Origin of the sequence: Microbacterium sp. TS-1 (assembly GCF_000509385.1) — a bacterium.
Classification (GTDB): Bacteria; Actinomycetota; Actinomycetes; order Actinomycetales; family Microbacteriaceae; genus Microbacterium; species Microbacterium arborescens.
In genome coordinates this window covers 1,361,667-1,376,894 of record NZ_BASQ01000001.1, presented here as the reverse complement: position 1 = coordinate 1,376,894, position 15,228 = coordinate 1,361,667, and the positions used below count along the sequence as shown (strand labels likewise).

Sequence of the window (15,228 nt, the reverse complement as noted above, 5' to 3'; positions counted from 1 at the left end):
CGGTGGCGCGACACCCTACGGTAGGGCGCGCGGGGCGTCGATGGGGAGTGCTGTCCGCGACGGGCGGGCGTGGCGCGCGTTAGCGTCGAGGCACACCGATCCGAGGAGAACCGCCATGGCATCACCCGCATCCCGTCTTCCGCGCACGCGGCTGCACGCCGGCCTCGTCGTCGCGGCCCTCGGACTCGCCGCGCTGACGGGCTGCTCGCCGGCGGGGGATCAGAGCGGAGCGGCCTCGAGCGCCGCGCCCGAGACCACCGCGGCCTCACCGTCACCGTCGACGTCGGCGCCCGCTGCGGCATCCGGTTCCCTCGACCGGGCCGAGCTCGCCGACCTGTTCAGCGGCATCCAGTTCCGCCCGGCCCAGTACGACACGATCGCCGCGATGCTCGAGTCGATCTACCCCGGGCTGACGGTCTCGGATGCCGCGTGTCTCGCTCCCTTCGGTGCCGGGTGGGAATCGGCGGGCGATGCCGTCGAATGGGGCACGAGCAACGATCGGTCGATGACGGCGGTCGTGGCGTCAGCGGCCGACGAGGCGGCTGCCGAGGCGCTCGTGGCCCAGGCCGACGACGCGATCGCGCGCTGCGCAGACGGTCAGGAGCTCTTCGCCATGCAGGGCGTTCCGGTGACGACCTCGGTCGAGCCGTTCGAGCTCGCCGTGACGGGGGCGGACGACGTGCAGGGGTGGCGGGTGACCGGAGACGTCGGCGGGTCGCCCTTCGCCCTCGTCGGCGCGACGGTGCGCACCGGGCAGAACGTGCTCGCCCTCGTGGGCTGGGATCCCGAGACGAGCGCGGACTACGTGCCGCAGGCGACGCAGCTGTTCGTCGACCGGATCGCGCAGGCGGCCGGCTGATCCGCGCCGAGGGGTTTGCGGCAGCGCGACCTGCGCCTAGCATGGACGCGTGACTCGGAAACCGCTTTCCCGTCCCGCGGACCTGATCGACGGCGCTCGTCCGGCACGATCCGTCCTGCGGCTGCTCGCGCGGCGTCCTGGGCGCATGGGCGTCGCGATCGGCGCCTTCGCGTTGAAAGAGATCCCGATGTGGTTCCTGCCGGTCATCACGGCGGCGATCATTGACATCGTCGCGAGCGGGGGAGAGGTCAGCGCGGTCATCGGGTGGTTCCTGCTCGCCGCGGCCCTGCTGCTGCAGAACTACCCGAACCACATCCTCTACACGCGCAGCTTCATGACCGTCGTGCGCGACACCGGCGCCGACCTGCGCAACGCGCTCGCCGCGCGGCTGCAGAGCCTGTCGATCGGATATCACTCCCGCGTCAGCTCGTCGATCGTGCAGACCAAGGTCGTGCGCGATGTCGAGAACGTCGAGCTCATGCTGCAGCAGGTCACGCACCCGCTGCTCTCGGCGACGATGGTCATGATCGGCGCCCTCACGATGACCGCGATCGCGGTGCCCCAGTTCCTGCCGGTCTACGCCCTCGCGGTGCCGATCGCGATCGGCATCCGGTACGGCATGCGAAACCGGTCGCGCGAGCGCAACGCCGTCTTCCGGCGCGAGGTCGAGGTGTTCTCGGCACGGGTGGGCGAGATGGCCTCGCTCATCCCGGTCACGCGTGCGCACGGCCTCGAGGAGACGGCCGTCACCCGCGTCTCGCGCGGCGCCGAGGGGGTGAGGCGCGCGGGGCTGCACCTCGACATGCTGAACGGCCACGTCGCCTCGATCTCGTGGGTGGCGATGCAGCTGCTCGGCGTCGGATGCCTCGTGCTCGCCGCGGTGTTCTCGCTCACCGGCATCCTGCCGATCTCTCCCGGAGAGGTCGTGCTGCTCTCGACATACTTCACGCTGCTCACGCAGGGGCTCACGCAGCTGCTCATGCTCATCCCGGTCGGGGCGCGCGGACTCGAATCGGTGCGCTCGATCGCCGAGGTGCTGCAGGAGCCCGACCTCGAGCAGAACGAGGGCAAGCGCCGCGTGGATCGTGTCGTCGGCGACATCCGCCTCGAGCGAGCCGGCCACCGCTACGCGGGGGCGAGCGACGACGCGCTGCACGAGATCGACCTGCACATCCCCGCGGGCCGCACCTACGCATTCGTCGGCTCGTCGGGGTCGGGGAAGTCCACGCTGCTCAACCTCGTGCTCGGGTTCGTGCGTGCGACGAGCGGGCGCCTGACGATCGACGGGTCCGATGTGCAGGAACTCGACCTGCGCTCGGTGCGCCGCGCCGTGTCGGTCGTGCCGCAGGAGTCGGTGCTCTTCGAGGGCACGATCCGCGAGAACGTCGCCTACGGGCTGCCGGACGTCAGCGACGAGCGCATCGAGCGGGCGCTGCGCGACGCCAACGCGTGGGAGTTCGTCAGCGACCAGCCGGACGGCTGGGACACCGTGGTCGGCGAGCGGGGAGCGCGCCTGTCGGGCGGGCAGCGGCAGCGGCTCGCGATCGCGCGTGCGCTCGTCCGCGACCCCCGCATCCTGCTGCTGGATGAGGCGACCTCGGCGCTGGATCCCGAGTCGGAGGAGCTCGTGAAAGAAGCCCTCGCGCGGCTCATGACCGGCCGCACGACCCTCGTCGTCGCTCACCGTCTCTCGACGATCCGTCAGGCCGACCGCATCGTCGTCCTCGAGCGCGGGCGCATCGTCGAGCAGGGCTCGCATGACGACCTGCTGGCCGCCGCAGGCCGCTACGCCCACCTCCACGCGACCCAGTCCTGACCCCCACCGCTCCGTCGACTCGCCAGGACATGCGGATGCCGGCGCCCCCGCATCCGCAGTTCGTGGCGAGTCGACGGGTTCACGACAGGAGAACTCATGCTCAGGGAGATCTACCGCGACCCCGTGTACGACGGGGCGACCGATCCGGTCGTCGTCATCGAGCCGGGCGGCGGATGGTGGATGTTCTACACGCAGCGACGGGCGACGCATCCCGACCCCGGGCCGGGCGTCTCGTGGGTGCACGGCTCGCGCATCGGCGTCGCTCGATCGCGCGACGGGGTCGATTGGCACTACGCGGGCACGCTCGAACCGGATGGCGGCGGGCTCGGACTGACCGCCGGGCCGCCCCCGGCAGACGTCGACCGCACGCACTGGGCTCCCGAGGTCGTCTTCGACGGCACCGGATGGCGGATGTACCTCACCGAGATCGACGGCGTGCCCGACCGCTGGCCGGGGCACGCCCGCACGATCGTCGCGTACCGCTCGTCCGACCTGGTGTCGTGGCACCGGCTCGGACCACTCGATCTCGCGAGCGACCGCGTCATCGACGCCGGCGTCGCCCGGGGCCCCGACGCGAGATGGCGGCTCTGGTACAAGGACGAGGCTTCCGAGTCGATCACCCGCGTCGCCGTGTCGGACGATCTCGAGTCGTGGAGCGACGGCGGCATCGCGATCGACGGACGTCCGCACGAGGGCCCCAGCGCCTTCGAGCTCGACGGGAGATGGTGGATGATCGTCGACGAGTGGCGGGGGATGGGCGTCTTCGTCTCGGACGACACCGTCCACTGGGTGCGACAGGGCGGCCCCGACGACGTCGTGCTCGGTGCCGGCGCGGTGCCCGGCCGGGGCTTCGGGCACCACGGCGCCCCGGTCCGCGACGGTGACACGCTCTGGTACTACTTCTTCGCGCAGCCGGCCACCACTCCGGATGCCGGTGGCGACGGGGCTGCGGCGGCCGACGTCGAAGCCCGCCGGTGCGCCGTCTACCGGGTGCGGCTGCGTGTCGACGCGGGCCGCCTGGTGTGCGAGGCTGAGTCGTCGCACTGAGACCGGTAACAGTCGCGGGATCACGGGTCGGAATCGGTTCCCCCGAGTTTCTTGCGAAACGTTTCATCGCGTAGTACCGTTGCCGGCAAGCGCTTTCCCGAACGCGGGGCGGCGCGCACCTGCACACACGGACAATGGACGTTCGCGCGCACCGAGACGACGACGTTCGGCAGAGAGGACAATGATGTTCAGCAGAAAGCGGGCACTGGCAACGGTCGCCATCGCGACGGGCGCAGCGCTCACCCTGGCGGGCTGCGCCGGCGGCGCCACGCCGGCCGCCGACGCGACTTTCGACCCCGACGAGAAAGTCACCCTGAACCTGGCGTTCTGGGGCAACGACGTTCGCGCGCAGCTCTACAACGAGGCCATCGAGGCGTTCAACGAGGAATACCCGAACATCACGGTCAACGCGACCTTCCTGACCTTCCCGGAGTTCTGGGAGAAGCGTCAGACCGAGGCCGCGGGCGGTGGGCTTCCGGATGTCATGCAGTTCGACTACTCGTACCTGCGCCAGTACTCCGAGAACAACCTCCTGCTCGACCTCGAGCCCTATCTCGGCGACATCATCGAGACCGACGCGCTCCCGCAGAACATCCTCGACATCGGCGTCGTCGGCGACACGACCTACGGCATCGCGACCTCGACGAACGCCTGGGGCATGTTCACCAACCCGAAGCTGCTCGAGCAGGCGGGCGTGGCGGACTTCGCCGGCGGGTCGTGGGACGACTACTCCGAGTGGATCGCGAGCGTCACCGACGCGTCGGGCGGTGCGTACTGGGGCGGCACGGACTACACCGGCCGCATCCAGAACTTCGAGCTGCAGCTGCGCTCCGAGGGCTCGCAGCTGTTCGACGAGGACGGCGAGCCCGGCTTCGACAAAGAGCGACTCACCGAGTTCTGGGAGGACGGCGCCGAGCTCCGCGAGAGCGGTGCTGTCATCGGGCAGCAGCGCCTCGAAGAGGCCCTGCCGCTCTCGGGCTTCGACGCCGCGCTGACGGCGAGCGAGCTGACGTGGGACAACTTCGGCGGCGGGTACCTCGGCAACCTCGGCGAGGGCTACACCGAGCTCGGCCTCGTCGCCCCGCCGGTCACGAAGGAGGGTGCGAAGGACCTGTACCTCAAGCCCTCGATGCTCCACACGATCTCGGCGAAGACCGAGCACCCCGCCGCCGCGGCGACGCTCGTGAACTTCCTCGTCAACTCGCCCCAGTCGGGTGAGATCTTCGGCACGAATCGCGGGCTCCCCGCCTCGCAGACCGCGCTCGACGCGGCCGACCTCGACCCGCTGAGCCAGCAGGTCAAGGAGTACGAGGAATCGATCGCCGACCGCCTGGGCGACGCCCCGCCGGTGCCGATCGTCGGCTACGGCACGATCGAGGAGGAGTTCCGCAAGCTCGGCACCGAGCTGGCCTTCGGCACCATCACCGTCGACGACGCCGTCGACCGCTTCTTCTCGCAGATGGACATCACCCTCAACGGATGACCCGTTGCCGCGGGCCGGCGCGCAGCGCCGGCCCGCGGGCCCGCATCCTCCCCGCATCCTCAGGAGCATCGTGACCACTACCGCCACACGGGTGATCGTCACCAAGGAGTCGCCGCGCCGCGGCCTCGTCCGGAAGCAGCGCCCCGAACACCTCGATCGCCCCGGCGCCCGCAAGCGCGCGGCCCGCGAGACCATCGCGGGGTACGGCTTCCTCCTGCCGTGGCTCGTCGGGTTCTTCGGGCTCACGCTCGTGCCGATGGCGTACTCGCTGTACCTGTCGTTCACGAGCTACAACATCTTCGCGCCGCCCAAGTGGATCGGCCTCGACAACTACATCCGGCTCTTCACCAACGACCCGAGCTTCATGCAGTCGGCGCAGATCACCTTGATCTACGTGCTGGTCGGCACGCCGATCTCGCTCATCGCGGCGCTGCTGATCGCCCTGCTGCTGAACTACCGCGACAAGGGTGCCGCCTTCTTCCGCTCGGCCTTCTACGCTCCCTCGCTCATCGGCGCCTCGGTCTCGGTCGCGATCGTGTGGCGCGCCATGTTCGCCACGAACGGTCCCGTCGACAACGGCCTGAACGTCTTCGGCATCGACCTCGGCGGCTGGATCGGAAACCCCGGCCTCATCCTGCCCATGATGATCCTCCTCGCCGTCTGGCAGTTCGGCGCCACGATGGTCATCTTCCTCGCCGGCCTCAAGCAGATCCCGAAGGAGCTGTACGAGGCGGCCGAGATGGACGGCGCCAACGCCCTGCGCCGCTTCCGCGCCGTGACGGTGCCGATGCTCTCGCCCGTCATCTTCTTCAACCTGCTGCTCGGCCTCATCGGAGCGTTCCAGGTCTTCGGGTCGGCCTACATCATCTCCAACGGCACCGGCGGCCCCGCCGGGATGACGAACTTCATCACGGTCTACCTCTACAAGACCGGTTTCGCCGACGGCCGCATGGGCTACGCCGCTGCGATCGCGTGGGTCCTGCTCGTCGTCGTCGCCATCATCGCCCTCATCCTCTTCCGCACCCAGAAGTCGTGGGTGCACTACTCGGGAGACAACCGATGACCACGTCACCCACCTCACCGCTCACGAGCGAGGCCATCTTCGCCGAGCAGCAGACCACGCCGATGCCGCCCGCCCGGCGCCGCGTGAAGCGCAAGACCTGGCAGACGATCGTCTGGTTCGCCGTCCTCATCGTCATCACCGCGGTCGTGCTCTACCCGCTGGTCTGGCTGCTGCTGTCGACCTTCAAGCCCAACAGCGAATTCGGCCAGAACATGGGCCTGCTGCCGAACGCGCCGACGATCGACAACTACATCAAGGTCGCCGAGGGCATCGCCGGCGTCCCGATGTGGCGGTTCTTCGCCAACTCGCTGCTGATCGCCGGCGTCTCGGTCATCGGAACGGTGCTCTCGTCGGCGCTCGCGGCCTACGCCTTCGCCCGCCTGCAGTTCAAGGGCCTCGGCATCCTGTTCGCCGCCATGATCGGCACGCTGCTTCTGCCGTTCCACGTCGTGATCATCCCGCAGTACATCATCTTCAACAATCTCGGGATGGTCGACACCTACTGGCCGCTGCTGCTGCCGAAGTTCCTCGCGACCGAGGCGTTCTTCGTCTTCCTCCTGGTGCAGTTCATCCGGCAGATGCCGCGCGACATGGACGAGGCCGCGAAGATCGACGGCGCGGGGCACCTCCGCATCTTCTGGTCGATCATCCTCCCGCTCATCAAGCCGGCGCTCATCACGTGCGCGATCTTCAGCTTCATCTGGGCGTGGAACGACTTCCTCGGGCCGCTGCTGTACCTCACGAGCCCCGAGAACTACCCGCTGCCGATCGCGCTCCGCCTCTACAACGACCAGACCTCGTCGAGCGACTACGGGGCGACGGTGACGGCTTCGTTCATCGCGCTGGTGCCGATCCTGCTGTTCTTCATCGTCTTCCAGAAGTTCCTGGTCGACGGCGTGGCCACGCAGGGTCTGAAGGGCTAGCGATGTCGACCGACGAGCGTCCGCGCACGCGGCGCGAACAGCGCGCAGCGGTGAGGGCCGACCGCTCCGGCAGCGGTCCGACTCTCGACGCGCGCCCGCAGCTGCGGCATCCGGGTGCTGCCGGGGCGTTCGCCCTGCTCGGCGAGGTGCTGCTGATCGGGCTCCTCATCGGCGTCGTCTCGCTCGCCGTCGTCACCCTTCCGATCGCGCTCGCGGCCGGAGTGCGGCACCTGCGACGCTATGTCGCCGCTGACGACTCGAGGCTCGCCCTGTTCTGGGCGGACGTGCGTGCCGGTCTGTTGCCGGGCGCGGTCGCCGGGCTCGTGACCGTCGTCGCGGCGCTCATCCTGCTGCTCGACATCGACCTGGCCCGATCGGGCTTCCTCCCGGGCGGTGCCGTCGTCGAGGCGGTCGGCTGGGCGGGACTCGCGGCGCTCGCCGTCGCGCTGCTCCTCGCCGCCGGGGCCTGGAGCCCCGCACTCGGCTGGCGGGGCGCGATCCGATCGATCCCGGATGCCGCCCGCGGCGACCTCGTCGGGACCCTGTACCTCCTCGCCACGGCCGCCTTCGTCGTCGTGGTCACCTGGGCGCTGCCGCCCCTGTTCGTCGCCGGCATCGGCTGCGCCGCGCTCGCGGTCGTGGCGATCCCCGCCCGGCCCCGCCGCACCTGAGACCCGTCCCCCCGGGCCCGCTCCCGATGAAAGGACTCCCATGAAGGCCACCCGCCTGCTCGCAACCGTCGGCATCGTCGCCGCCGGTGCGCTGGCACTGACCGGATGCGGCGGTGCGCAGACGCCGCCCGCAGCCGCATTCGACCCCGACGAGAAGGTCACGCTGACTTACGCGTTCTGGGGCAACGACGATCGGGCGAAGCGCTATGACGAGCTGATCGCGGCGTTCAACGAGGAATACCCGAACATCACCGTCAACGTCAGCTTCACCGACTTCCCGAGCTACTGGGAGAAGCGGCAGACCGAGGCCGCGGGCGGGGGGCTGCCCGATGTCTTCCAGTTCTCCGACAGCTACCTGCGCCAGTACGGCGAGTCGGGCAACCTGCTCGATCTCGCGCAGGTCGCCGACCAGATCGACATGTCCACGTTCGACGAGGGGCTGCTCGGCACCGGAGCGCTGGGCGGCACGCAGTACTCGCTGCCGACCGGATACAGCCTGTGGGCGAACTTCGTCAACGACGACCTCGTCGCGCAGGCCGGGGTCGCGGCGCCCGAAGGCGGCACCGATTTCGCCGAGTTCGACGAGTGGATGGCCGAGGTCACCGAGAAGACCGGCGGCGCCGTCTACGGCGGCACGGACTACACCCAGCGCATCCAGGCGTTCGAGCTGGTGCTCCGGGCAGACGGCGGCAACCTGTACACCGACGACGGGGAGCTCGGGTTCACGAAGGACCAGCTGCGCGAGTTCTGGGAGAGCGGCGCGGGCCTGCGCGACGGTGTCGCGGTGCCGCAGCAGCGACTCGAGGAGCTCTCGCCCAAGTCGGGCTTCGGGGCCGCGCTGACCGCCAGCGAGATGAGCTGGAGCAACTTCCTCGGCGGCTATCTCGCCGACTCGGGCGCCTCGTCGATCTCGATCGTCGCGCCGCCGACGGCGAAGGAGGGCTCGAAGGACCTCTATCGCCAGGCCGGCCTGCAGGTCGCGATCTCTGCCAAGACCGAGCACCCGCAGGCAGCCGCACTGTTCCTCGACTTCGTCGTGAACTCCGAGGCGGCTGGTCAGATCTTCGGCACGACGCTCGGCTTCCCGGCATCGAGCTCGAAGCTCGCGGGCGCGACGCTCGAGGGCGCCGACAAGCAGGTCGCCGACTACATCGAGTCGGCCGCCGATCGCATCGGGGATGCCCCGCCCGTGCCCGTCGCCGGATACGGCTCGCTCGAGCAGACGTTCTGGGAGCTCGGCAAGTCGCTCGGGCTCGGAACCACGTCGGTGGACCAGGCTGTTGACCAGTTCTTCTCCGAAGCCGAGGTCGTGCTCGGCTGAGGAAGACCGCCACGTCGGGGATGCCGCGCGCGGAAGCGCGGCATCCCCGCTGACCCAAGGAATGACATGACGCCGACGAACGCCGCCATCGACCCCCGTTTCGAGATCTCCCGCATCGATCGCCGCATCTTCGGCGGCTTCGTCGAGCATCTCGGCCGCCACATCTACGACGGCATCCACGAACCGGGTCATCCGTCCGCGGATGCCGACGGTTTCCGGTCGGATGTCGTCGAGCTCGTCCGCGAGCTCGGGGTGTCGACCATCCGCTATCCCGGCGGCAACTTCGTCTCGGGATACCGGTGGGAGGACGGTGTCGGGCCGCGCGAGGAGCGGCCGCGACGTCTCGACCTCGCGTGGCACTCCACGGAGACCAACGAGGTGGGCCTGCACGAGTTCGCGCGCTGGCTCGAGCTCGTGGGCAGCGATCTCATGCTCGCCGTCAACCTCGGAACGCGGGGCACGCAGGAGGCGATCGACCTGCTCGAGTACGTCAACGCCGACGCCGACACCGCGTGGACCCGACAGCGCGTCGCGAACGGGCGGCGCGACCCGTTCGGCGTGCGGATGTGGTGTCTCGGCAACGAGATGGACGGCCCCTGGCAGCTGGGTCATCGCAACGCCGACGACTACGGCAAGCTCGCCTCGCGCACGGCCAAGGCGATGCGGATGCTCGATCCCGACGTCGAGCTCGTGGTCTGCGGCTCGTCGGGCAGCGGCATGCCGACGTTCGGGTCGTGGGAGCGCACGGTGCTCGAGCACACGTTCGACGACGTCGATTTCATCTCGTGCCACTCCTACTACCAGGAGCGCTTCGGCGACGCGCAGGAGTTCCTCGCGTCGGGCGTCGACATGTCGCGCTTCATCGAGTCGGTGGTCGCCATCGCCGACGCGGTCGCGGCGACGAAGAAGAGCGACAAGCGCATCATGATCTCCTTCGACGAGTGGAACGTCTGGTACCTCCACAACGACGAGGGAGGTCAGGACGACAAGCCGCGCGAGCCCGGCTGGCCCGTCGCGCCGCGCTTGCTGGAAGACCAGTACCACGCGCTGGATGCGGTCGTGTTCGGCGACCTGCTCATCACGCTGCTCCAGCACAGCGACCGCGTGCGATCGGCCTCGCTCGCGCAGCTCGTGAACGTCATCGCCCCGGTCATGACCGAGCCCGGGGGTCCGGCATGGCGCCAGACGACGTTCTATCCGTTCTCGCTCACCTCGCGTCTTGCGGGGGAGCGAGCGGTGTCGGTGCCCGTCACGTCGGGTTCGTTCGAGAGCGAGCGCTTCGGCACCGTTTCGAACGTCAACGCGGTGGCCACCGTGGATGAGGGCGGCACGTCGCTGTTCGTCGTGAACCGATCGACGGTCGACGCGGAGGACCTGCGCATCGACGTGTCGGCACTCGGGGCCGCGCGGGATGCAGCGGTGTCGATCGTCGAATCGCACCTGCTGCACGACGACGACCGTTATGCCGCGAACACCCTCGACGACCCCGACCGGGTCGGCGTGGTGCCGGTGCCGGGAATCGCGGTCGAGGACGGCATCCTCTCGCTGTCCCTGCCCCCGATCTCGTGGGCGGCCATCCGGCTCGGCTGACCCGACGCAGCGTCCGCGCGCGCAGGCTTGCGCCCGCGGACGGCCGCCCTCTACAGTATGGGAAAGCGCTTACCACCTCACCGGTGAGCGGACGAAGCAAAGGAACGCCCGTGTCAGAGACGACCACCCTCAGCCCCGCGCCGGAGACGGCGACCGCCCCGCAGGTCCGCGAGATCGGCATCATCATGAACGGCGTCTCGGGCCGGATGGGCTACCGTCAGCACCTCGTCCGCTCGATCCTCGCGATCCGCGACCAGGGCGGCATCGAGCTTCCGGACGGGACCAAGGTCACCGTCAAGCCGCTCCTCGTCGGACGCAGCGAGGCGAAGCTCGCCGACCTCGCCGCCAAGCACGGCATCGAGGACTACACGACCGACCTCGACGCCGCCCTCGCCGATCCGCGCTGGGAGATCTACGCCGACTTCCTCGTCACGAAGGCCCGCGCGTCGGCGCTGCGCAAGGCGATCGCCGCCGGCAAGACGATCTACACCGAGAAGCCCACCGCCGAGTCGGTCGACGAGGCGCTCGAGCTCGCGAAGCTCGCCGCCGAGGCGGGGGTGAAGACCGGTGTCGTGCACGACAAGCTCTACCTCCCGGGCCTGCAGAAGCTGAAGCGCCTCATCGACTCGGGCTTCTTCGGCCGCATCCTCTCGGTGCGCGGCGAGTTCGGCTACTGGGTGTTCGAGGGCGACTGGCAGCCCGCGCAGCGCCCGAGCTGGAACTACCGTGCCGAAGACGGCGGCGGCATCATCGTCGACATGTTCCCGCACTGGAACTACGTGCTCGAGAACCTCTTCGGCGACGTCAAGACCGTCTACGCCCAGGCGGCCGTGCACATCGCCGACCGCTGGGACGAGAACGGCGAGCACTACACCGCCACGGCGGAGGATGCCGCCTACGGCGTCTTCGAGCTCGAGGGCGGCATCGTCGCGCAGATCAACTCGTCGTGGACGGTGCGCGTCAACCGCGACGAGCTCGTCGAGTTCCACGTCGACGGGACGCACGGCTCCGCCGTCGTGGGTCTGTTCGGCGCGAAGATCCAGCCGCGCAACGCGACCCCGAAGCCCGTGTGGAACCCCGACCTCGAAGACACGCACGATTACGACGCCGACTGGCAGAACGTGCCCACCAATGACGTCTTCCTCAACGGCTTCCGTCAGCAGTGGGAGGAGTTCCTCACCTCGTACGCGACCGAGACTCCCTACGAGTTCGACCTCCTCGCCGGTGCCCGCGGAGTGCAGCTCGCCGAAGCCGGCCTGCAGTCGAGCCGCGAGGGCCGCAAGGTCGAGCTTCCGGCTCTGAGCATCTGAGCGCCGCACGATGACCGACCTCACCCTCCTCGGCGCCGACGGCGCCGTCACCTCCGTTCCGCTGAACGATGCGCCCGGGTTCGCCCGGCCGGAGACGCCGCTGCGCAGCCGGGTCGCGTACGCGGCGGCCCACGTGGTTCCCGTCGTCTCGGCCGACAACACCCCGGGCCAGCCGGCTCAGATCGACTGGGACGCCACGCTCGGCTTCCGCCGCGCCGTCTACTCCTGGGGTCTCGGCGTGGCCGACGCGATGGACACCGCGCAGCGGAACATGGGGCTCGACGCCGCCGCGACGCGCGAGCTCATCGCCCGATCGGCCGAGGTCGCGCGCGAGGAGGGCGGCTCGGTCGTCGTCGGCGTCAACACCGATCACGTCGACGATGAGCACATCTCGCTCGATCAGGTCATCGACGCCTACAAGAGCCAGCTCGCGTTCACCGAGGAGCAGGGTGCGGGTCCGGTGCTCATGGCGTCGCGGCACCTCGCCCGCGCGGCATCTTCCGCCGACGACTACCGCCGGGTGTACCGCGAGGTGCTGGCCGCGGCATCCGGTCCGGTGGTCCTGCACTGGCTCGGCACCGCCTTCGACCCGATCCTCGCGGGCTACTTCGGCTCGCCCGATTGGCGCGCGGCATCCGACGTCCTCGTCGAGGTCATCGAAGAGAACGCCGACAGGGTCGCGGGCGTGAAGATGAGCCTGCTCGACGCCGCGTCCGAGGTGTCGGTGCGCGAGCGGCTGCCCGAGGGCGTGCGGATGTTCACCGGCGACGACTTCAACTACGTCGGCCTCATCGGCGGCGCAGACGTGCCCCGGGCGACCCAGCCCGAGCGCGACCCCGCCTCGGCGCGGCAGCATTCCGACGCGCTGCTCGGCGCCTTCGCGGCGATCACTCCGGTCGCCTCCGCCGCCATTCAGGCGCTGGACGCGGGCGACGCCGACCGCTACCTCGCGATCCTGGGGCCGACGGAAGAGCTCAGCCGGCAGGTCTTCGCGGCCCCGACGTTCTACTACAAGACCGGCGTGGCCTTCCTGTCGTGGCTCAACGGCCATCAGGCTGCGTTCCAGATGGTCGGCGGACTGCACTCGGCGCGCAGCCTGCCGCACCTCTCGCGGATCGTCGAGCTCGCGAACGCGTCGCAAGCTCTCGAACAGCCGGAACTGGCCGCGGACCGCTGGCACGCGATGCTGCGTCTGAACGGAGTCCGGGCATGAGCGTCGTCGACCCGCGCCTGTCGATCAACCAGGCCACGATCAAGTACGCCGACCTCGCGACCGCGCTGCGGGTCACCGCGGATGCCGGGATCGAGGCGATCGGCCTGTGGCGCGAGCCCGTGCAGGAGGTCGGTCTGACCACGGCCGCCGCCATGCTGACGGACTCGGGCCTGCGGTTCACCACACACTGCCGGGCGGGCTTCTTCACGATGCCGGAGGGTCCCGCCCGGCGCTCCTCGATCGACGACAACCGGGTCGCGATCGACGAGGCCGCCGCGCTCGCCGTCGCCGGTGCCCCCGGCTCGACGGCGATCCTCGTGCTGGTCGCGGGCGGCCTTCCCGAGGGGTCGCGCGACATCGTCGGCGCCCGGGAGCGGGTACGCGATGCGATCGGCGAGCTCGCCCCCCACGCGAAAGCGGCGGGGGTGACGCTGGCGATCGAGCCGCTGCATCCGATGTTCGCCTCCGACCGCTGCGTCGTCTCCACGCTCGGCCAGGCGCTCGACATCGCTGCCGATTTCGAGCCCGAGGTCGTCGGCGCCACCGTCGACACGTTCCACATCTTCTGGGACCCCGACGTCCTGCCCGCCATCGAGCGGGCCGGGCGCGAGGGGCGCATCGCGACGTACCAGGTGTGCGACTGGCGAACGCCGCTGCCCGAGGATGTCCTGCTCAGCCGCCACTACCCGGGCGACGGGGTCATCGACTTCGCATCGCTGACCCGGGCCGTCGAGGCGACGGGATACGACCGCGACATCGAGGTCGAGATCTTCAACGCCGACATCTGGGCCGCGGATCCCGCCGAGGTCGTGCGCCGCACCGCCGAGGCCTTCGGTGGGGCCGTGACGCCGCACCTCTCGGGCGCGCGGACCCCCACCGCATAGACTCGGCTCGTGGGACAGACGGGGATGTCGCCGCGTGGCTCGGCCACGCTGCACGATGTGGCGAGAGAAGCCGGGGTGTCGCTCGCGACCGCCTCGCGAGCGCTGAACGGCTCGACCCGCAAGGTCGCCGATGCGTACCGCGAACGCGTCGAGCAGGCCGCGGCCCGGCTCGGCTACACGGCCAACCTGTCGGCCCAGGCGACCGCTCGCGGCACGTCGGCGATCGTCGCGCTGCTCGTGGCCGACATCGCCGACCCGTACTTCGGACAGCTCGCGGCGGGCGTCGCGCGAGGCGCCGATGAAGCCGGCCTCGTCGTCACCGTCGCCATCACCGAGCGCGATCCGGCGCGCGAGCTGCGGCTCGTGCGCGCCCTGCGCGGTCAGCGTCCCCGCGGCATCATCCTCGCCGCCTCGCGCACCTCGCGCGAGATGTCGGACGAGCTGAGAACCGAGCTCGACCTCATCGCCGCGAGCGGCGGCACGGTCGTCGCGCTGGGTCCCGGTGCCCCCGGCATCCGCAGCGTCGCGATCGACAACCGCGGCGGTGCGCGCGAGCTCGGCGCCGCGCTGGCCGCGCGCGGCTACCGCTCGGCCATCGTGCTCGCCGCCGCCGAGGGCGTCGTGACGAGCGACGACCGCCTCGCCGGCTTCGCCGACGGCTTCACGTGCGGCGGGGGAGCGGAGCCCCGGGTGTACCGCGGCGGCTTCAGCCGCGAGTCGGGAGCCGAGGCGATGTCGGCCGCGCTCGCCGACGGCGTCGAGCCGGGAACGGTCGTGTTCGGCATCAGCGACGTCGTGGCCATCGGAGCCCTCACCGCGGTGCGTGCGGCGGGACGCGAGCCGGGCGCCGACATCGCGCTCGCCGGCTTCGACGACATCCCGACGGGGCGCGACGTCACGCCGCCTCTGACGACCGTCCGCGTGCCTCTCCCCGACGTCGGGTACACCGCGCTCCGCGCAGCCGTCGACGCCGAGGCCGACGAGGACGCGCCCGCGCTGCCGCTCGAGGTGCTCGTGCGCGAGAGCACGCCCCCGCGGAGCTCGTGAC

13 protein-coding genes are annotated in these 15,228 nt (G+C 70.1%); all 13 read left to right on the top strand.

Annotated elements, in window-relative coordinates; all coding sequences use genetic code 11:
- Positions 1-115: 115 nt before the first annotated feature.
- The gene (locus MTS1_RS06530) at positions 116-859 is read left to right on the top strand and encodes a hypothetical protein (RefSeq protein WP_023952485.1); all 744 of its coding nucleotides are present in this window, start codon (positions 116-118) and stop codon (positions 857-859) included.
- A gap of 49 nt (positions 860-908) precedes the next feature.
- Positions 909-2,675: an ABC transporter ATP-binding protein gene (locus tag MTS1_RS06525; RefSeq protein WP_036304678.1), complete on the top strand. Its 1,767-nt coding sequence runs from the start codon at positions 909-911 to the stop codon at positions 2,673-2,675.
- A 96-nt stretch (positions 2,676-2,771) separates the two neighbouring features.
- Entirely contained in the window at positions 2,772-3,722 is a 951-nt protein-coding gene (locus MTS1_RS06520) for a beta-xylosidase (RefSeq protein WP_023952482.1), read from the top strand.
- Between the two features lie 184 nt (positions 3,723-3,906).
- On the top strand, positions 3,907-5,205 hold the full coding sequence (locus MTS1_RS06515) for an ABC transporter substrate-binding protein (RefSeq protein WP_023952480.1): 1,299 nt from the start codon (positions 3,907-3,909) through the stop codon (positions 5,203-5,205).
- A 70-nt stretch (positions 5,206-5,275) separates the two neighbouring features.
- Positions 5,276-6,268: a carbohydrate ABC transporter permease gene (locus MTS1_RS06510; RefSeq protein WP_036304677.1), complete on the top strand. Its 993-nt coding sequence runs from the start codon at positions 5,276-5,278 to the stop codon at positions 6,266-6,268.
- On the top strand, positions 6,265-7,191 hold the full coding sequence (locus tag MTS1_RS06505) for a carbohydrate ABC transporter permease (protein ID WP_023952478.1): 927 nt from the start codon (positions 6,265-6,267) through the stop codon (positions 7,189-7,191). The genes MTS1_RS06510 and MTS1_RS06505 overlap by 4 nt, the downstream gene beginning before the upstream one ends.
- Before the next feature lie 2 nt (positions 7,192-7,193).
- On the top strand, positions 7,194-7,862 hold the full coding sequence (locus tag MTS1_RS06500; RefSeq protein WP_023952477.1) for a hypothetical protein: 669 nt from the start codon (positions 7,194-7,196) through the stop codon (positions 7,860-7,862).
- 40 nt (positions 7,863-7,902) lie between these two features.
- A complete protein-coding gene (locus MTS1_RS06495) occupies positions 7,903-9,183 on the top strand; it encodes an ABC transporter substrate-binding protein (protein ID WP_023952476.1) in 1,281 nt (426 codons plus the stop codon).
- Between the two features lie 66 nt (positions 9,184-9,249).
- Complete coding sequence (locus MTS1_RS06490) at positions 9,250-10,773, top strand: alpha-N-arabinofuranosidase (protein ID WP_023952475.1); 1,524 nt, start codon at positions 9,250-9,252, stop codon at positions 10,771-10,773.
- 185 nt (positions 10,774-10,958) lie between these two features.
- Positions 10,959-12,083: a Gfo/Idh/MocA family protein gene (locus tag MTS1_RS06485; protein WP_036305132.1), complete on the top strand. Its 1,125-nt coding sequence runs from the start codon at positions 10,959-10,961 to the stop codon at positions 12,081-12,083.
- Between the two features lie 10 nt (positions 12,084-12,093).
- Positions 12,094-13,296: a dihydrodipicolinate synthase family protein gene (locus MTS1_RS06480; RefSeq protein WP_023952473.1), complete on the top strand. Its 1,203-nt coding sequence runs from the start codon at positions 12,094-12,096 to the stop codon at positions 13,294-13,296.
- Entirely contained in the window at positions 13,293-14,180 is an 888-nt protein-coding gene (locus MTS1_RS06475) for a sugar phosphate isomerase/epimerase (protein ID WP_023952472.1), read from the top strand. Before MTS1_RS06480 ends, MTS1_RS06475 begins: the two co-directional genes overlap by 4 nt.
- 9 nt (positions 14,181-14,189) lie before the next feature.
- Complete coding sequence (locus tag MTS1_RS06470) at positions 14,190-15,227, top strand: LacI family DNA-binding transcriptional regulator (RefSeq protein ID WP_023952471.1); 1,038 nt, start codon at positions 14,190-14,192, stop codon at positions 15,225-15,227.
- Position 15,228 lies beyond the last annotated feature (1 nt).